Source organism: Amycolatopsis sp. NPDC102522 (assembly GCF_055584485.1).
In genome coordinates this window covers 190,627-208,216 of record NZ_JBVJLY010000007.1, presented here as the reverse complement: position 1 = coordinate 208,216, position 17,590 = coordinate 190,627, and the positions used below count along the sequence as shown (strand labels likewise).

At 68.2% G+C, this 17,590-nt stretch carries 17 protein-coding genes; 15 read left to right on the top strand and 2 right to left on the bottom strand.

All coding sequences use genetic code 11. The features are described from left to right. Positions 1-7: 7 nt before the first annotated feature. The 10 genes from ACZ6YV_RS19350 (at position 8) to ACZ6YV_RS19305 (ending at position 10,061) form a co-directional block, all read left to right on the top strand. Positions 8-766: an MlaE family ABC transporter permease gene (locus ACZ6YV_RS19350; protein WP_465511028.1), complete on the top strand. Its 759-nt coding sequence runs from the start codon at positions 8-10 to the stop codon at positions 764-766. A gap of 1 nt (position 767) precedes the next feature. Next, entirely contained in the window at positions 768-1,616 is an 849-nt protein-coding gene (locus ACZ6YV_RS19345; RefSeq protein ID WP_465510895.1) for an MlaE family ABC transporter permease, read from the top strand. After that, the gene (locus ACZ6YV_RS19340; protein WP_465510894.1) at positions 1,613-2,947 is read left to right on the top strand and encodes an MCE family protein; all 1,335 of its coding nucleotides are present in this window, start codon (positions 1,613-1,615) and stop codon (positions 2,945-2,947) included. The genes ACZ6YV_RS19345 and ACZ6YV_RS19340 overlap by 4 nt, the downstream gene beginning before the upstream one ends. A gap of 439 nt (positions 2,948-3,386) precedes the next feature. Continuing rightward, positions 3,387-4,424, top strand: coding sequence for an MCE family protein (locus ACZ6YV_RS19335; RefSeq protein ID WP_378240496.1), 1,038 nt, complete (start codon positions 3,387-3,389; stop codon positions 4,422-4,424). Further along, positions 4,421-5,452: an MCE family protein gene (locus ACZ6YV_RS19330; protein ID WP_465510893.1), complete on the top strand. Its 1,032-nt coding sequence runs from the start codon at positions 4,421-4,423 to the stop codon at positions 5,450-5,452. Before ACZ6YV_RS19335 ends, ACZ6YV_RS19330 begins: the two co-directional genes overlap by 4 nt. Then, entirely contained in the window at positions 5,449-6,639 is a 1,191-nt protein-coding gene (locus ACZ6YV_RS19325; protein ID WP_465510892.1) for an MCE family protein, read from the top strand. The genes ACZ6YV_RS19330 and ACZ6YV_RS19325 overlap by 4 nt, the downstream gene beginning before the upstream one ends. Beyond that, the gene (locus ACZ6YV_RS19320; protein ID WP_465510891.1) at positions 6,636-7,850 is read left to right on the top strand and encodes an MCE family protein; all 1,215 of its coding nucleotides are present in this window, start codon (positions 6,636-6,638) and stop codon (positions 7,848-7,850) included. Before ACZ6YV_RS19325 ends, ACZ6YV_RS19320 begins: the two co-directional genes overlap by 4 nt. Then, complete coding sequence (locus ACZ6YV_RS19315; RefSeq protein WP_465510890.1) at positions 7,847-9,082, top strand: MCE family protein; 1,236 nt, start codon at positions 7,847-7,849, stop codon at positions 9,080-9,082. The genes ACZ6YV_RS19320 and ACZ6YV_RS19315 overlap by 4 nt, the downstream gene beginning before the upstream one ends. Continuing rightward, positions 9,082-9,570: a hypothetical protein gene (locus ACZ6YV_RS19310; RefSeq protein WP_465510889.1), complete on the top strand. Its 489-nt coding sequence runs from the start codon at positions 9,082-9,084 to the stop codon at positions 9,568-9,570. Before ACZ6YV_RS19315 ends, ACZ6YV_RS19310 begins: the two co-directional genes overlap by 1 nt. Then, positions 9,567-10,061, top strand: a complete 495-nt coding sequence (locus ACZ6YV_RS19305) for a hypothetical protein (protein WP_465510888.1) — start codon at positions 9,567-9,569, stop codon at positions 10,059-10,061. Before ACZ6YV_RS19310 ends, ACZ6YV_RS19305 begins: the two co-directional genes overlap by 4 nt. Here the strand turns inward: ACZ6YV_RS19305 and ACZ6YV_RS19300 are convergent, their stop codons facing one another. After that, entirely contained in the window at positions 10,062-10,565 is a 504-nt protein-coding gene (locus ACZ6YV_RS19300; protein WP_465510887.1) for a hypothetical protein, read from the bottom strand. A 175-nt stretch (positions 10,566-10,740) separates the two neighbouring features. Between ACZ6YV_RS19300 and ACZ6YV_RS19295 the strand changes: the two genes are divergently transcribed. The 3 genes from ACZ6YV_RS19295 to ACZ6YV_RS19285 all read left to right on the top strand — a co-directional run bounded on the left by ACZ6YV_RS19295 (position 10,741) and on the right by ACZ6YV_RS19285 (position 14,183). Further along, entirely contained in the window at positions 10,741-11,985 is a 1,245-nt protein-coding gene (locus ACZ6YV_RS19295) for an aspartate aminotransferase type Ic (protein ID WP_465510886.1), read from the top strand. Between the two features lie 87 nt (positions 11,986-12,072). Further along, positions 12,073-13,020: a ferritin-like domain-containing protein gene (locus ACZ6YV_RS19290; protein WP_465510885.1), complete on the top strand. Its 948-nt coding sequence runs from the start codon at positions 12,073-12,075 to the stop codon at positions 13,018-13,020. 68 nt (positions 13,021-13,088) lie between these two features. Continuing rightward, on the top strand, positions 13,089-14,183 hold the full coding sequence (locus ACZ6YV_RS19285) for an FAD-dependent oxidoreductase (RefSeq protein WP_465510884.1): 1,095 nt from the start codon (positions 13,089-13,091) through the stop codon (positions 14,181-14,183). Between the two features lie 250 nt (positions 14,184-14,433). On the opposite strand, the gene ACZ6YV_RS19280 is transcribed toward ACZ6YV_RS19285, so the two are convergent. Further along, positions 14,434-16,233: an AMP-dependent synthetase/ligase gene (locus tag ACZ6YV_RS19280; protein WP_465510883.1), complete on the bottom strand. Its 1,800-nt coding sequence runs from the start codon at positions 16,231-16,233 to the stop codon at positions 14,434-14,436. 127 nt (positions 16,234-16,360) lie between these two features. Here ACZ6YV_RS19280 and ACZ6YV_RS19275 point away from each other — a divergent pair, with 127 nt between their 5' ends. Then, positions 16,361-16,771, top strand: a complete 411-nt coding sequence (locus ACZ6YV_RS19275; RefSeq protein ID WP_465510882.1) for a polyketide cyclase / dehydrase and lipid transport — start codon at positions 16,361-16,363, stop codon at positions 16,769-16,771. A gap of 25 nt (positions 16,772-16,796) precedes the next feature. Continuing rightward, the gene (locus ACZ6YV_RS19270; RefSeq protein WP_378240510.1) at positions 16,797-17,585 is read left to right on the top strand and encodes a metallophosphoesterase family protein; all 789 of its coding nucleotides are present in this window, start codon (positions 16,797-16,799) and stop codon (positions 17,583-17,585) included. Positions 17,586-17,590: the final 5 nt, after the last annotated feature.

Below are 17,590 nucleotides of genomic sequence, written 5' to 3'. Positions count from 1 at the left end.
CCCGGGTATGGGTGCGCTCGCCCAGGTCGGCAAGCTCGCGACCCTGTCGTGGGAAGTCCTGCGGGCGATCTTCAAACGCCCGTTCCAGTTCCGCGAATGGATCCAGCAGTGCTGGTTCTTCGCCAGTGTCACCATCCTGCCGACGGCTTTGGTGGCGATCCCGTTCGGCGCGGTCATCGCCCTGCAACTGGGATCGCTGACCCAGCAGATCGGCGCGCAGTCGTTCACCGGCGCGGCGAGCGCGCTCGCGATCGTGCAGCAGGCGAGCCCGCTGATCACCGCGCTGCTGGTGGCGGGCGCGGGCGGTAGCGCGGTCTGCGCCGACATCGGCGCCCGCAAGATCCGCGAAGAGATCGACGCGATGGAAGTCCTCGGGGTCAACCCGATCCAGCGCCTGATCGTGCCCCGTGTGCTGGCGGCGATCGTGGTTTCGGTACTGCTGAACGGTTTGGTCAGCGTCGTCGGGGTGCTCGGCGGCTACTTCTTCAACGTCGTCATGCAGGGCGGCACCCCGGGCGCGTACCTCGCCAGCTTCAACGCGCTCGCGCAGGTGCCGGACCTGTGGGTCAGCGAGATCAAGGCGCTCCTCTACGGTTTCGTCGCCGGCGTGGTCGCGGCCTTCCGCGGGCTGAACCCTGCGGGCGGGCCGAAGGGCGTCGGCGACGCGGTGAACCAGGCCGTGGTCATCACGTTCCTGCTGCTGTTCCTGATCAACGTCGTGCTGACGGCGATCTACCTGCGGATCGTGCCGCCGAAGGCGATGTGACATGGCAGCCGAACCCGCTGTTTCGGACCGGACCCTGGAGATCATCGCGCGCCCTGGCGCGATGCTGGAGGGCTTCGGCGGCCAGCTGTCGTTCTACTTCCGGGCGCTGGCCTGGACCCCGCGCACCCTCCGGCGCTACGGCCGCGAAGTCTTCCGCCTGCTGACCGAAGTCAGCTTCGGCACCGGCGCGCTCGCGGTGATCGGCGGGACGCTCGGCGTGATGATCGGGATGACGCTGTTCACCGGGCTCATCGTCGGCATGCAGGGCTACTCGGCGCTGAACCAGCTCGGCACGGCCGCGCTGACAGGGTTCATCTCCGCCTACTTCAACACTCGCGAGGTCGCGCCGCTCTCGGCGGGGCTGGCGCTCTCGGCCACCGTCGGCTGCGGGTTCACCGCGCAACTCGGCGCGATGAAGATCTCCGAGGAGATCGACGCGCTCGAAGTGATGGGTGTGCCGAGCCTGCCGTACCTCGTGACGACGCGGGTGATCGCCGGCGTCAGCGCTGTCATCCCGCTCTACGCCGTCGGCCTGCTCTCGTCCTACCTCGCCTCGCGGCAGATCACCATCTGGCTCTACGGCCAGTCGGCGGGCACCTACGACCACTACTTCACGCTGTTCCTGCCGCCCGAGGACGTGCTCTGGTCGTTCCTGAAGGTGATCGTCTTCAGCGTGCTCGTCATCCTTTCCCATTGCTATTACGGCTATACCGCCAGCGGTGGGCCCGCCGGGGTGGGGATCGCCGTCGGCCGCGCGGTGCGGACGTCGATCGTGCTGATCTCGGTACTCGACTTCTTCCTGAGCCTCGCGATCTGGGGCGCCACGACGACAGTGAGGATTTCCGGGTGAACAGGGGGATTCTGCTGCGGCGGCTCCGGCACCAGGTGCTGGGGCTGGTCTTCCTCGTGGTGGTCGTGCTCTTCTTCGTCACCACCATCGCCTTCTACCAGAAGGCCTTCACCACGGTGACCCTGGTGAAACTGGAGACCGACCGCATCGGCAACCAGATGCGCGAGGGCGCGGACGTCAAGGTGCGCGGGATGGTCGTCGGCGAGGTGCGGTCGATCCAGGCCCACGGCGACCACGCGACGATGGACCTGGCGCTGCAGCCGGACAAGACCAAGGTCATCCCGTCGAACGTGTCCGCGCGGCTGCTGCCGAAGACGCTGTTCGGCGAGCGGTACGTGGCTTTGCAGATCCCCGACAGGCCGGAACGGCATATCGGCGAGGGCGACGTCATCCCGCAGGACCGCAGCAGCAGCGCGATCGAGCTGGAAACCGTGCTCGGCAACGTGATGCCGTTGCTGCAGGCCGTCCAGCCGGAGAAGATGGCCAGCACGTTGAACGCCGTCGCGTCCGCATTGGACGGTCAGGGCAAGCAGCTCGGTGCGACGATGGCGGGACTTTCGGACTATCTCGGGAAAGTGAACCCGTCACTGCCCGACCTCAAGGCCGACATCACCGGACTGGCCGACGCCGCCAAGATCTACGACAAGGCCGCGCCGGATCTGCTGGCCGCGCTGTCGGATCTGACCACCACGAGCAAGACCCTGGTCGAGAGCCAGCGCGGGCTCGCCGACGTCTACTCGACGGTGACCGCGGCTTCGCTCGACCTGACGAGCTTCCTGAAGGTGAACCAGGACAACCTGATCCGCCTCACCACCAGCCTCCAGCCCACGCTGGACGTCCTCGCGAAATACGCGCCGGAGTACCCGTGCCTGCTCAAACAGCTCGCCGGATCGGTGCCGCGCGCGGAACTCGCGTTCGGCAAGGGCACCGCGCATCCCGAGGTCAGCCGGGTGACCATCGAATTCACGCCGAGCCGCGGCAAGTACCTGCCCGGCGTCGACGAGCCGAAGTACGACGACAAACGCGGCCCGCGGTGCTACCCGGAGGTGCCGCCGCCGGGCCGCTGGCCGCAGTATCCGCCGGACGGCGCGATCGACGACGGGTCCTCGAAGCCCGCGCCGCCGCGCGACCCCGACGGCACCCTGCCTTCGAACGGGGCTGTGCCTGCGGGCGGGAGCGCCGGCGGTTCGGTGGTGAACACACCGGACGAACAGCGGCTGATCGACCTGCTCGTGTCGCCCGCGATGGGGACGACGCCGGACCAGGTGCCGAACTGGGGCAGCTTGCTGGTGGGGCCGCTGTACCGCGGGGCGGAGGTGGAACTGAAGTGAGCAGCGTGCTGGAGGCACCCATGGTGCGGGCCGGGCTCCGGTCAGGTCGCGAAAGCCACTTTCGCGACATCTGGCGTCCCGAAAGTGGCTTTCGCGACACGCCCCACCGCCGCGAGGCCGGGCTGAGGGGAGCTTTCACCGCCTGCGACGCGGTGAACGGCGCTTTCGCGGCATCGGGCGCGCAGTCTTCGGGTCTCGTGAGCGGTAAGGACGGTTCTAACCAGCCCCGCCACTCACGAGACCGCCGCTCCCCAGCTCGATCGACGTTGCGAAAGCCACTTTCGCAACCTTCAACGTTGCGAAAGTGGCTTTCACAACCCGCCCGCCCCGTCACCGGCCTCGCGGCTTCCCAGGGCTACCTGCGGACACGCTTGGGTCTCGTGAGTGGCAAGGACAGTTCTAACCAGCCTTGCCACTCACGAGGCGGGAGGGCGGTCCGATGAGGTCCTTCGTCCCGGATCTGGTCAAGATCCTCGTCTTCGCGGTGGTCACCGTGCTGCTCACCGCGATCCTCGGCGCCACCATCGCGAACACCAACTTCGGCGAGACTTCGGGCTATACGGCCAAGTTCACCGACGCGTCCGGGCTCAAGGAGGGCGATGACGTCCGCATCGTCGGCGTGAAGGTCGGGCAGGTCGGCAGCATCGAGGTCGAAGAGGGCGAGAAGAACTTCGCCCAGGTCCACTTCGACATCCAGACCACCCACCGGCTGCCCGCCTCGGTGACCGCGACCATCAAGTACCGCAACCTGGTCGGCCAGCGGTACCTCTCGCTCGGCACCGACATCGGGGACGAGAAGTCGTTGCCGCGCGGCGGCACCATCCCGCCCGAGCGCACCAAACCGGCCCTGAACCTGACAGTCCTCTTCAACGGCTTCAAACCGCTCTTCCGCGCGCTGAACCCCGAGGACGTCAACAAGCTCTCCTACGAGATCATCCAGGTCTTCCAGGGCGAGGGTGGCACGATCACCAGCCTGCTCGCCCACACCGCGTCGGTCACGTCGGCCATCGCGGGCAAGGACAAGATCATCGGTGACGTCATCGCGAACCTCAACACCGTCCTCGGCACGGTCGAGAAGCGCTCGCCCCAGCTGGGCGAGCTGATCGACCAGACCCAGCGGCTGGTCACCGGCCTCGCCGAACAGCGGCAGCCGATCGGCGACGCGGTCAAGGCGCTGGGCGACCTCACCGTCGCCACGACAGGCCTGCTCGCCGACGCGCGGCCGGCCATCAAGGACGACGTCGCGCAGCTCGGCGCGCTGTCGCAGAACCTCGGCGATTCGGAACAGCTGCTCGACCATCTCCTGCAGGTGCTGCCGGGCAACCTGCAGAAGTTCACCAGGACGCTGAGCTACGGCAGCTGGTTCAACTACTACCTGTGCGGGATCTCCGGCAGCATCGGCATCAAGTCGCTCAACATCGAACTGCCGATCACGCCGCTGCCCGGCACGCAGCGACCGGAGAGGTGCGGGCCGTGAAGCCGCTCAAGGAACGCAACCAGGCCGTGGTCGGCGGGGTGACGCTCATCCTGATCGTGCTGATCACGGCGACCACGTACTTCTCCGACCGGATCCCGCTCTTCGGCAGCGGGACGACGTACTCCGCGTACTTCGGTGAGTCGGCCGGGCTCGCGCCGGACAACGAGGTCCAGGTCGCCGGGGTCAAGGTCGGGCAGGTCAGTTCGGTCGAGCTGGCGGGCAAGAAGGTGCTGGTGAAGTTCCGGGTCAAAGATGTGCGGGTCGGCGATGCCACCGCCGCGTCGATCGAGATCAAGACGCTGCTCGGCGAGAAGTTCCTCGCGCTGACCCCGAAAGGCAAGGCGAGCCAGGATCCGAACGCCACCATCGGGCTCGACCGCACGCGGACGCCGTTCGAACTGCAGGACGCGTTCCAGCAGCTTTCGGGCACGGTCGGCGACATCGACACCGCGCAGCTGGCGACGAGTTTCACCGTCCTCTCCGACGCGCTCAAGGACAGCCCCCAGTACCTGAAGGACGCGCTGGGTGGCCTTTCTTCCTTGTCCAAGACGGTGTCTTCCCGTGACGGTGACCTGAAGACGTTGCTGTCCAACACGAGCAAGGTGTCCAAGACGCTGTCCGATCGCAACGCCCAGCTGAAGCGGATCCTCGACGACGGCAATCTCCTGCTCGCCGAACTGCAGAACCGGAAGGACGCGATCAGCACGTTGCTCAAGGGCACGCAACAGGTCTCCGCGCAGCTGTCCGGGCTCGTCGCCGACAACCGGCAGCAGATGAAGCCGACGCTGGAGAAACTCGGCAAGGTCACCGACATCCTGCAGCGCAACCAGGACAACCTCAACCGCAGCCTCGCGCTGATGGCGCCGTTCGCCCGCGTCGGCGCCAACGCGACCGGGAACGGACGCTGGTTCGAGGGCTACCTGTGCGGGCTGCTGCCGCCGACGATCATCGCGGGCGCGTTCCAGGTCAACCCGGAGGGCTGCACCCCGCCGATCGCGGCGCCGAACCAGGGGGTGGGCGGGCGATGACCATCCACACGCGCACCGGACGCACGCTCTACACCTGGGTCGCGTTCGCCTGTGTCCTCGTCCTGATCGTGACGGCCGGGCTGTGGCTGGTGTTCAAGGATCCCGGCGGGACGCGGATCAGCGCCTACTTCGGCAAGACCGTCGGGCTCTACGCGGGTTCGTCGGTCCGGGTGCTCGGCGTGAAGGTCGGCGAGATCACCGGGGTCACGCCGCAGGGCGAGGCTGTCCGGGTCGACATGCGGGTCGACGAAGACACCCCGATCCCGGCCGACGCGGGGGCCGTCGTCGTCGCGCCGAGCCTGGTGAGCGACCGGTACGTGCAGCTGACCCCGGCCTACGAGAGCGGCCCCGAAATGGCCGCGGACACGGTGATCGCCAAGGAGAAGACCGCCACACCGGCCGAACTCGACGATCTCTACACGAGCCTCGACAAGCTCTCGACCAGCCTGGGACCCAACGGTGCCAACAAGAACGGCGCGCTGTCCGACGTGCTCGACACCGCGGCGGCGAACCTCGACGGCAACGGGAAGAACCTCAACACCACGGTGACGAGGCTGTCCGAACTGGCCAAGACCCTGGACAGCTCCAAGGGTGACCTGTTCAGCACGATCCAGAACCTGAACTCCTTCACCGGCGCGCTGGCCGACAGCGACAAGCAGCTCAACGAGTTCTACCGCCGGGCCGCGGACGTGAGCGGGTTCCTCGCCGCGGACTCGGCCGACGTCGGCGCCGCGCTGAACTCCCTGGCGACGGCGATGGGCGACGTCGAGAAGTTCGTCGCGGAGAACAAGGACCTGCTTTCGTCCAATGTGGACAAGCTGGCCGGGCTGACGAAGGTGCTCGTGGATCAGCGGGCTTCGCTCGCCGAGGTGATCGACATCGCACCGACCGGGGCGACGAACTTCATCAACTCCTACGACGCGGCGTCCGGCACGATCGCGGTGCGGGACAACCTGAACGAGCTCACGCATCCGCCGATCCTGACCGTGTGCCGCCTGATCAGCGCGAGCACGCCGAAACCGATCCCGGACGCGCTGGGCACCATCTGCAAGCAGCTCGCGCCGGTCCTCGACGGCACGCTGAAACTCCCGTCGATCCCGCAGGTGCTGGCTTCGCTGCAGAGCGGCGAACTGCCGCCGTTGCCGCTCCCGCTGATCGACGTCATGGCCAAGGGGCTCCCGAAATGAGGCGGCAACGGCAGAGGATCGCGGGGGTGATGGCGGGCGTCCTGGTGCTGGCCGGCTGCAGTGACGGCGGTTTCTCGGGCCTGTACAACACTCCCTTGCCCGGCGGCGCGGACCTCGGCGACCATCCGTACCGCCTGTCCGCGCAGTTCTCCGACGTCCTCGATCTCGTGCCGCAGGCGACCGTGAAGGTCAACGACGTCTCGGTCGGCCGGGTCGAGAAGATCGACCTCGCACCGGACACCCGGTCGGCGTGGGTGAACATGATCGTCAACGGCGACATCGCGCTGCCCGCCAACGCGCGGGCCGAACTGCGGCAGTCGAGCCTGCTCGGGGAGAAGTTCGTCGACCTGCACGCCCCCGAAAAGCCCGAGGGAACGCTCGCCGAGGGCGCGAAGATCCCGCTGGACCGCACGAACCGCAACCCCGAGGTCGAAGAGGTCCTCGGCGCGCTTTCCCTGCTGCTCAACGGCGGCGGGGTCGAGCAGATCCAGAAGATCAGCCACGAACTGAACGAAGCGCTCACCGGCAACGAGGCCGAGGTCCGCGGGCTGCTGTCCCAAGTGGACAAGCTGGCCACCGAACTCGACGGGCACAAGGGCGAGATCCTGCGCGCCATCGACGGTATCGACAAATTGTCCAAAACCCTGGTCGGCCAGACGCAGAACCTCACAAACGCGCTCGACAACCTCTCGCCGGGGCTCAAGGTCGTGACCGAGCAACGGGACCAGCTCGTCGGCATGCTCCAGTCGCTGAACACGCTGTCCGGTGTCGCGACCGAAACGATCAACGCCAGCAAGGACTCGCTGGTGGCGAACCTTCGCGCGTTGCAGCCGACGCTGAAGAAGCTGACCGAGGCGGGCCAGGACCTGCCGACGGCGCTGCGGATCCTGCTCACATACCCGTTCCCGGACTACGCGGGCAACGTGATCAAGGGCGACTACGCGAACGTCGAGGCCAAGATCGACCTGAACCTGGACACCTTCCTGGAGAACATGAACAACTCGTCGCAGCCGATCATTCAGCTGCCGGGGACCCGGGGCACCGGCGCGCCCGGCGCGATCCCGTTCAACAACGGCGCCGCGCCGCCGGTGCTGCCGCTGCCCACCGGCGATCTCCCGCAGGCGCCACAGGTACCTCAGGCACCGCAAGGGGACGTCCTGGGCGGTGTGCTCGGCGGGATCCTCGGGCCGATCCTCGGAGGTGGCCGGTGATCACGCGCAAGACCAAGATCCAGATGGCGGTGTTCCTCGTCATCGCGGTGGTTTCGGTCGTCTACGCGGGCGGTAAGTACGCCGGGCTGGACAGGCTGTTCGGCACCCGCGGGTACCTCGTCACCGCGCAGCTCGTGGACTCCGGCGGGATCTTCGTCAACGCCGAGGTCTCCTACCGCGGCGTCGCGGTCGGCAAGGTCTCGTCGATGACGCTCACCGAGCACGGCGTCGACCTCGGCCTCGACATCGATTCCGGGGCGCCGAAGATCCCCGCGGACACCAAGGCCGCGGTCGCGAACCGGTCGGCGGTGGGGGAGCAGTACGTCGATCTGCTGCCCATGCACGAAAACGGGCCGTACCTGGCCGCTGGCTCGGTCATCAAACGGGACAAGACCTCGATCCCGCTCGGGCCGGACACCGTGCTGTCCAATTTGGACAAACTGGTGTCGAGTGTGAAACCGGAGTCGCTGAAGACCGTCGTCGACGAGACCTACGAGGCTTTCGCCAACGCCGGCCCGGACTTGCGGCAGCTGCTGGACAGCACCGGTTCGCTCACCGCGACCGCGACCCAATACCTGCCCGACACCCAGGGCCTGCTGGCGAACTCGCGGACGGTGCTGGACACGCAGCGGCGGCAGGCGGACAACATCACCCAGTTCTCCAGCGGGCTCAAGACGATCGCCGCGCAGCTGAAGACGTCCGACCCGGATCTGCGGCGCGTGATCGACGAGGCGCCCAAGCTGAGCCGCCAGATCAGCGACGTGCTCGCGGTTTCGGGAACCGACCTCGGGGTCCTGTTCGCGAACGCGCTCACCACCGCCCAGATCACCTCCGCCCGCACCGACGCGATCGAGGAACTCCTGGTCGCGTATCCGATCATCTCGGCGTTCTCGCGGTCGACGTCGCCGGACGGCACGGGCCACCTCGGCGTCGTGTTCAACTTCTTCGACCCGGTCTCGTGCACGAAGGGCTACGAGGGCACGAAGCAGCGTCCCGCCAACGACACCACCGAAGCACCGGTGAACACGCAGGCCTACTGCGCCGAGCCGCCGGGAAGCCCCACCGGCGTGCGAGGTTCGCAGAACGCCCCGTACGCCGGGAAGCCGCCAGCGGTCCCGGAGCGGCCGAAGCAGACTCCTCAAGCGGCCGAATCCGCCCAGCTGCCGGGTGTGCTGAACCTGCTCACCGGATCCGCGCCGGGTGGCCTGGGCGCGTTGCTGGGCGGCAAGTAGTGCTCACCCGTGCCCTGACCGTCGTCGCCGCGCTGGCGGTCCTCGCGGCCGCCTGGTTCGGCTGGTCCTGGTGGAGCGCCGCCCGGGACGACGGCCTGGCCCGCGGCCGCGAACGCGAAGCCGTCCTCACCGCCGCGTCCGGCCAGCTCGAAGTGCTCAACACGATCGACTACCGCAGCGGGGCCCAGGACGTCGACCGCTGGCTCGGCGTCACCACGGGACGGCTCGGCAAGGACCTCGCCGGGGACCGGCAGATCCAGATCGACCGCGCGAACACGGGCAAGACCGTCGCCACGGCCAAGCTCAAACAGGCCGCCGTCACCGAACTCGACGCGGCCGCCGGGACGGCGAGGCTGCTGGCCGTGCTGGACGTGCGGGTCAGCACCGGCGGCGGATCGGCCGCGCCCAAGGTCAGCAGGCTGATCGTCGACTACCAGCGCGTCGAGGACGGCTGGAAGGTCAGCGCGGTGCAGGCGGCGGGCTCGTGACCGGGCGCCTCCCGCGGCTCCTGATCGCGATCATCGCGCTGGCCACCGGTTGCGCGGTGTGGTTCGGCCTCCAGGCGTCCTCGCTGGGCTCGGACGGCAACGCGGCGCTGGTGGACCAGGCCGCCACGGCCGAGGTCTCGGACCAGGTCGGCGCCGGGGTGAAGGCCGTCTTCTCCTACGACTACAGCAACCTCGCGCGGACCGAGCGCGCCGCGGCCGACGTGCTGACCGGCGAGGCGACAGGGCAGTACCGCGACCAGTTCGCGTCGGCGCGGAAACGGGCCGAAGAACAGAAGTTGGTGCGTACGACGACGGTCCGTTCACTCGGCGTCCGGTCCTTGCGCGGAGACCAGGCCGAAGTGCTGTTGTTCCTCGACCAGCAGACGATCGCCGCCGGGGGAGGGGCCCCGCAGTCGACAGTTTCCCAGCTTTCGGTCACAGCCCAGCGAGTCGACGGACGGTGGAAGATCTCGCAGCTGACCGCCCTTTGATCACGAGAGACGCTTCATGTTCGCCCCGGTGATCGCGCCACCGGAAACGGTGTAGGAACCGGCGAAATTCCGCATCGAACCATTGTTCTGACGGGCCGAAAGGTCGACGTACACCGTGTTCCCCCGGACATCCGTCACGATGAGCGTGTCCCACGACGTCGTCGCGAATCCCTTGACGTAGGAGGCATAAGTGCCGCCTTTCGCCAGCCGCTGACCGCCGAGATTCCACGCGGTGAGGAAATCACGCCGGTTGAGCGCGTCGTAGTAGGCGATCACCGTTTGCGCCACCGGGACCGCGGGGGCGGGATAGACCGTCTGCGTCGTCGGCGGTGCGACATAAACCGTCTGCGGCGGGGCCGCGGCGGCCGGTGGCTGGATCACGATCGTGTTCGGCGGAGCGGCCACCGCGACGGCCGGAGTCGCCGTTCCCTGATTGGGTACCGCGCACGCCGCCAAGGTGCCCGCCGCCATCAGCGTGATCGCCGCCCAGTTCTTCGCTCCCATTTTCTCCCCTTTTCCTCGTGCTATCGAGAATGCGGGAACGGCGGCCTTCCCAATAGGGGATTTGGCCTCGTTACGAATGGTGAAAAACGCGTCGGAACCGTTATCCGATCTCGCGCGCGCGGGCCTAGGGCCACCCTCGTCTCACGCCGATCGGCCGCCGGGTTTAGCGTTAGGCATGACCACTGCACCTGTCGATGTCGAGAGCGCTCGCCGCGACTACGCGGCCCTCGTCGACCGTGGCCTCTCCCTGGACATCACCCGCGGCAAGCCGTCCCCCCGCCAGCTGGACCTCGCCGACGGACTGCTCGGGCTCCCCGGAGACGTGCGCAAGGCCGAAGACGGCACGGACGTCCGCAACTACGGCGGCCTCAAGGGCCTGCCCGAGCTTCGCCGCATCTTCGCCGGGCCTCTGCAGGTCCCGGCCGAGCAGCTGCTGGCCGCGGGCAACTCCAGCCTGGAGCTCATGCACGACTCGATCGTGCAGGCCTTCCTCAGCAAGCTGCCCGGAGCCGAACGCCGCTGGGCCGACGAGCCGAGCGTCAAGTTCCTGTGCCCGGTGCCCGGCTACGACCGCCACTTCGCGCTGGCCGAGCGTTTCGGTATCGAGCTGGTCCAGGTGCCGCTCACCGAGACCGGCCCGGACATGGCTGTCGTCGAGCGTCTCGTCGCCGAGGACGCCGCGGTCAAGGGCATCTGGTGCGTGCCGAAGTACAGCAACCCGACCGGCGTCACCTACAGCGACGACACCGTGCGCCGCCTGGCCACGATGACCACGGCCGCTCCGGACTTCCGGATCTTCTGGGACAACGCCTACGCCGTGCACCACCTCACCGACGCCGAGGCGCCGCTGGCCGACCTGCTGGCGCTCTGCGCCGAGCACGGCAACGCCGACCGCGCGTTCGTCTTCGGCTCCACCTCGAAGGTGACCTACGCCGGTGGCGGCGTCGGCTTCTTCGGCGCTTCCGAGGCCAACCTGGCCTGGTGGACCGGCCTCATCGGCAAGCGGACCATCGGCCCGGACAAGGTCAACCAGCTCCGCCACGCGCAGTTCCTGCGCGACGAGGACGGCGTCCGCGCGCACATGCGCAAGCACGCCGAGCTCATCGGGCCGAAGTTCGCGGTCGTCGACGAGATCCTGACCAAGGAACTGGGCGAATCGGGCCTCGCGTCCTGGACCAAGCCGACCGGCGGGTACTTCATCTCGCTGACCGTGCCGTCCGGGACCGCCAAGGAGGTCGTGCGGCTGGCCAAGGAGGCGGGCATCGCCCTGACCCCGGCCGGCGCGACGCACCCGTACGGCGACGACCCCTCCGACGCCGTCATCCGCATCGCCCCGACGTTCCCTGAGCTGGCCGAAGTCGAAGAGGCCATCCGCGGCCTCGTCGTCTGCGTTCGTCTTGCCGCGGCGACGAAGAAATAAGTTCGAGATCTTTTCCAATCCGGGTCACGGGTGGTTCCGAACGTCCGAGTGGGTGGGTGTGCACCGCAAAGACGAGAGGAACCACTCGTGTTCGGAAAGCCCTTCGTTCGTACCCTGATCTCGCGCAGCGCCGAGAACCGCACGGATCGCCGCCGGTTCCTGAAGGCCGCCGGCGCGGCGGGCCTCGGCGTCGTCGGCGCGACCTACCTCGGGGTGCAGGCCACCTCGTCCGCTTCCGCGACGGGTGAGGCCGCAGCCGCCGAGGGCGCCCCCAGTGACGCCGCCGTGCTCAATTTCGCGCTCAACCTGGAGTATCTCGAAGCCGAGTTCTACTCCTTCGCCGTCTACGGCCACGGACTGCCGGACGACCTCACCGGCGGCGTCGGCACCCAGGGCGGGGTGAAGGGCGGCAAGAAGGTGATGTTCCACGACAAGGCGCTGAACCAGTTCGCGAAGGAGATCGCGGGCGACGAGGTCGCGCACGTCAAGTTCCTGCGCGGCGCGCTGGGCGAGGCCGCGGTGTCGCGGCCCGAAATCGACCTCAAGGACAGCTTCACCGCCGCCGCGAAGGCGGCCGGGCTGATCAGCGAGTACCAGCAGTTCGACCCGTTCGCCCACGAGAAGAACTTCCTGCTCGCGGCCTTCCTGTTCGAGGACGTCGGCGTGACCGCGTACAAGGGCGCCGCCCCGCTCATCACCAACAAGACGTTCCTGGACGCGGCCGCCGGCATCCTGGCCGCCGAGGCCTACCACGCCGCCATCATCCGGACGTCGCTGTTCGACCGGGACCTCGGCGACGCGGCGGCCAAGATCTCCAACGCCCGCGACACGCTCGACGGTCCCGGCGACGACGACCAGGGCATCGTGCTCGGCAACCAGGCCAACATCGTGCCGACCGACAACAACGGCATCTGCTTCGGCCGCGGCGCCGACAGGGTGCTCAACGTCGTCTACCTGAACCCGGGCCCGGTGAAGGCGGGCGGGTTCTTCCCGAAGGGGGTCAACGGCGACATCGTCGCCAGCGGCGGCGCGTGATTCCCCTCTGTCGTGTCGCCGTTTCCCCGGTACCGTCGGGTGTCGGCGACACGACAGGGGGTTTCGCGGTGAAGGCAGTGATCATCGGCGGCGGCATCTCGGGCACGGTGACCGCGATGGCGTTGCTGCGGGCCGGGATCGAAGCGAGCGTCCACGAGGCGCACTCGTCCGGCGGCGAGGACGCGGGCGCGTTCTTGACGATCATGCACAACGGCATGGACGCCCTGCGCGCGATCGGCGCCGAGGGGCCGGTGGTCGAGAACTCCTTCGCCGCCGTCGGCCTCGAACTCGTCACGCCGGACGGGAAGACCGTCGAGCGGCGGTCGTTCGACCTGGCGGGGCTGGCCGGACCGCGCACCTTGACGCGCGCGGCGCTTTACCGTGCGTTGCAAGAGGAAGCGATCTCGCGAGGGATCACCTTCGAGCGCGGGAAGCGGCTGGACTCCGCCTCGCCGGGTGTCGCTCGCTTCGAGGACGGTTCTGTAGCCGAGGGCGACATCCTGATCGGGGCCGACGGCCTGCGGTCGGTCGTCCGCACCGTCATCGACCCGTCGTGCCCGCCTCCGCGCTCGACGGGCCTCGACGTCGTCTACGGCTACACGACCGACACGAGTGTCCCGCAGGCGCCGTCGCTCTATCGGATGGTCCAGAGCCTGCACGCCTTCTTCGGCTACACGAGCGCCCCCGACGGCTCGACGTACTGGTTCGCACGGCTTCCGACGGCCGAAGGGGCGCGAACCGGCCTGACTCCGGCGGAATGGCGCACGGCGGCTTTCGTCGCCTTCGACGGGGAACCGTTGCCCGCCGCGGAAATCATCCAGTCGACGGGGGACGACGTGTTCGGCGGTCACTCCTACGACGTGCCTTCGACGCCGGTGTGGTCCAACTCGTCGATGGTGCTCGTCGGCGACGCGGCACACGCCGCGTCCCCCGCCGCGGGGCAGGGAGCGTCGATGGCGCTGGAAGACAGTGTCGTCCTGGCGCAGTGCCTGCGGGATCTTCCCGACGCGCCAACGGCTTTCGCGGCCTACGAACGGCTGCGGCGGGCGCGGGTCGAGAAACTGGTGGAGAGCAGCGCCGCGGTTTCGTCGGGGACGACGTCGGACAGGGACCGGAACTGGCTGTACCAGCACCATATCGAGTGGGACGCCAAGATCGGCTGAAGGACGCGGGTCGCAAGTCCGTGAAGGCCTCCTTCTCTACTCTGAAGGTAGCGAAGGAGGCCTTCACGGTACTTCTGTCTACTGTGGACGTTCGCTGGGCCGGGGTAGGTGCGTTGCGAAAGCCACTTTCGCAACGTCCGGCTCCGGCGGTCTGCGCTGGGCTGGGGTGGTCGTGAGTGGCAAGTGTCGCTCTAACGGCACTTGCCACTCACGAGGCACGTGTGCCGTCCCGCCGGTCACGCGCAAAGAGCTACTTCTTGTAAAGAGCTTCGATGTCGTTCGCGTAGTTCTTGTTCACGATGTTGCGCTTCAGCTTCAGGCTCGGCGTGATCTCCCCGCCTGCCTCGGTGAAGTCCTTCGAGAGGATCGTGAACTTCTTGATCGCCTCGGCCTGCGACACCGCGCTGTTGGCCTGATCGACGGCCTGCTGGACCTCGGCGCGCAGTTCGGCGTCACCGGCCAGGTCCGACACCGTGGCGTCGGAAGGCTTGCCGTGCTGCGACTTCCACGACGGGAAGTACTCCTCGTCGATGGTGATCAGCGCGCCGATGAACGGCCGCTGGTCGCCGACGACCATCGCCTGGCTGACCAGCGGGCTGGCCTTGATGGAGTCTTCGAGCCCGGACGGGGCGACGTTCTTGCCGCCGGCGGTGACGATGATCTCCTTCTTGCGCCCGGTGATCTTGAGGAACCCGTCGCTGTCCAGTTCGCCGAGGTCGCCGGTGTGGAACCAGCCGTCCTCTAGCGCTTCGGCGGTCGCCTCGGCGTTGTTGAAGTAGCCGCTGAACACGACGTCGCCCTTCAGCAGGATCTCGCCGTCGTCGGCGATCCGGACCGACGTGCCGGCGACAGGCCGTCCCACGGTGCCGACGCGGAACCCGTCCTGGGTGCCGACGCAGGCCGCCGCGGACGTCTCGGTCAGGCCGTAGCCCTCGAACACCGGGACGCCGATGCCGCGGAAGAAGTGCGCGAGCCGAACGCCGAGCGGGGCACCGCCGGACACCGCGGCGACACACCGGCCGCCGAGGGCCGCGCGCAGCTTGCTGAAGACGAGCTTGTCGAACAGCGCGTGCTTGACCTTGAGGCCCAGCCCGGCGCCGCCGGTGTCCTGGGCCTGGCTGTAGGCGACGGCGGTGGCTTCGGCGGCGTCGAAGATCTTGCCCTTGCCGTCGCCGTGCGCCTTCTGCTTCGCGCTGTTGTAGACCTTCTCGAACACTCGCGGCACGGCGACGACGAACGTCGGCCGGAACGTGCCGAGGTCGGCGACGAGGTTCTTGACGTCCGAGGTGTGCCCGAGGGTCACCCGCGCGCTGAGCGCGGTCACCGCGATGGCGCGGGCGAGGACGTGCGCGAGCGGCAGGAACACCAGCAGTGAGTTGCCCTGCTCCATCAGCTGCGGGAACGCGGCGATGTCGGCGCGGATCTCGGAGAGGAGGTTCCGGTGGGTCAGCTCGACGCCCTTGGGGCGGCCGGTGGTGCCCGAGGTGTACACGATCGTGGCGAGGTCGCCCGCCTTCACCGTGCGGCGGCGCTCGTGCAGGTCGTCGTCGCTCAGCTCGGCGCCCTGCGCGGTGAGGTGGTCGACAGCGGGCTTGTCCGCGGCCTCGATCTGCCAGGTGTGCTCGAGCGTGTCGAGACGGCCCTTGACCGATTCCAGCGTCGCGAGGTGCTCGTCGGTCTCGACGAACACACCCTTCGCCGCCGAGTCCGAAAGGATCCAGTGGACCTGCTCGGCCGAGGAGGTGTCGTAGATCGGGACGGTGACCGCGCCGGCGGCCCAGATCGCGAAATCGATCAGGGTCCATTCGTAGCGGGTCTTGGACATGAGCCCGATCCGGTCGCCGGGTGCGATGCCCGCCTGGGCCATTCCCTTGGCCACGGCCAGAACCTGGGCGGCGAAATCCTTGGCGGTGATGTCCAACCAGGTACCGTCGACCTGGCGGCGGAAACTCACGACATCGGAGAACCGCTCGGCGTTCGCCCAGACGACGTCCGCGAGGTTCTCGTCGTCGGTCACCGTATTGGCGGCGGGGGCGCTGTATTCGCGCACGAGGAACCTCCGTGTTCGCGTGCAAAGTGGTGTGTCCGGTGTTACCCGCCAGTCAACTTAGCGTGCCGTGCACCTTAAGACCATGCTGGCGAATCGGCCATACCGAGGGCATGACATTCTGCCGCTTGTGAACCAGGCGCCGCCAGCTCTCGACATCGTTGACGAGACCTTCCTCGTGGTCCCGCCCGCCACCGTGGCCGCCGCCTTCGCCGATCCGCGATCTTGGTCACGTTACTGGCCCGACCTCGTTCTCGAGGTCTACACCGACCGCGGGGACGAAGGATTGCGCTGGACGGTGCGCGGTGCCTTGATCGGTACCATGGAGGTCTGGCTCGAGCCGGTGCTCGACGGCACCTTGCTGCACTACTTCCTGCGCGCCACTCCCGCCGGTCCGGACGGGGAGCCGCGCGCGCTGGAACCCCGGGACCTGCGGCGGGAGTTCGACCGCAGGGCCCGTGCCGCCAAGGCGATCGCGCTCGGGCTCAAAGAGGTGCTGGAGGACGGGCGCGAGCCCGGGGTAGGGCCACGCGCCGACTAGGCGCGGGGGGAACACAGGGGAGAGCATGCGGGTTCACGTGGTGTCGGACGTGCACGGCAACGCCGACGCGCTCAAACGCGCGGGCGACGGCGCCGACGCGTTGATCGTGCTGGGCGACCTGCTGGACTTCGTCGACTATCGCGAGCACGACAAAGGCATCATGGGCGCGCTCTTCGGCGCCGAGAAGGTCGGCGAGTTCGCGCGGCTGCGGCGTGAGGGCACTCGTGATGAGACCGTTGCCTTCTCGCGATCGTTGTGGGCCACTTTGGCCGATCCGGCCGCCGCCGTCGGCGAGGCGATCCAGGACCAGTACTCCGTCCTGTTCGGTGCCCTCACCGCGCCGACGTTCGCGACCCCCGGCAACGTCGACGACCCCTCGCTGTGGCCCGAGTTCGCCGGCGACGGCATCCAGGTCCTCGACGGCGAAGTGGCCGAGTTCGGCGGGCTGCGCTTCGGGTTCATCGGCGGCGCCCTGCTCCCGCCGAACGTGGTCCCGCGCCGCAACGGCTTCTGGCGGCCGTACCTGCGCACCCGCGAGGAGTACGACACCGCGGTCGGCGCGCTGGAGAACGTCGACGTCCTGTGCACCCACGTCCCGCCCGCCATCCCGGAACTGACCTACGACGTGATCGCGCGGCGGTCCGAGATCGGGTCGGCGGCGCTGGTGGACCTCATCCGCGAGCAGCGGCCGCGCTGGTCGGTCTTCGGTCACGTCCACCAGCCCCTGTCCGCGCGGACGAGGCTCGGCAGGACCGAATGCCGTAACGTCGGTCACTTCAAAGAGACGGCACAGCCGTACGTGCTTCGCTGGTGACACCC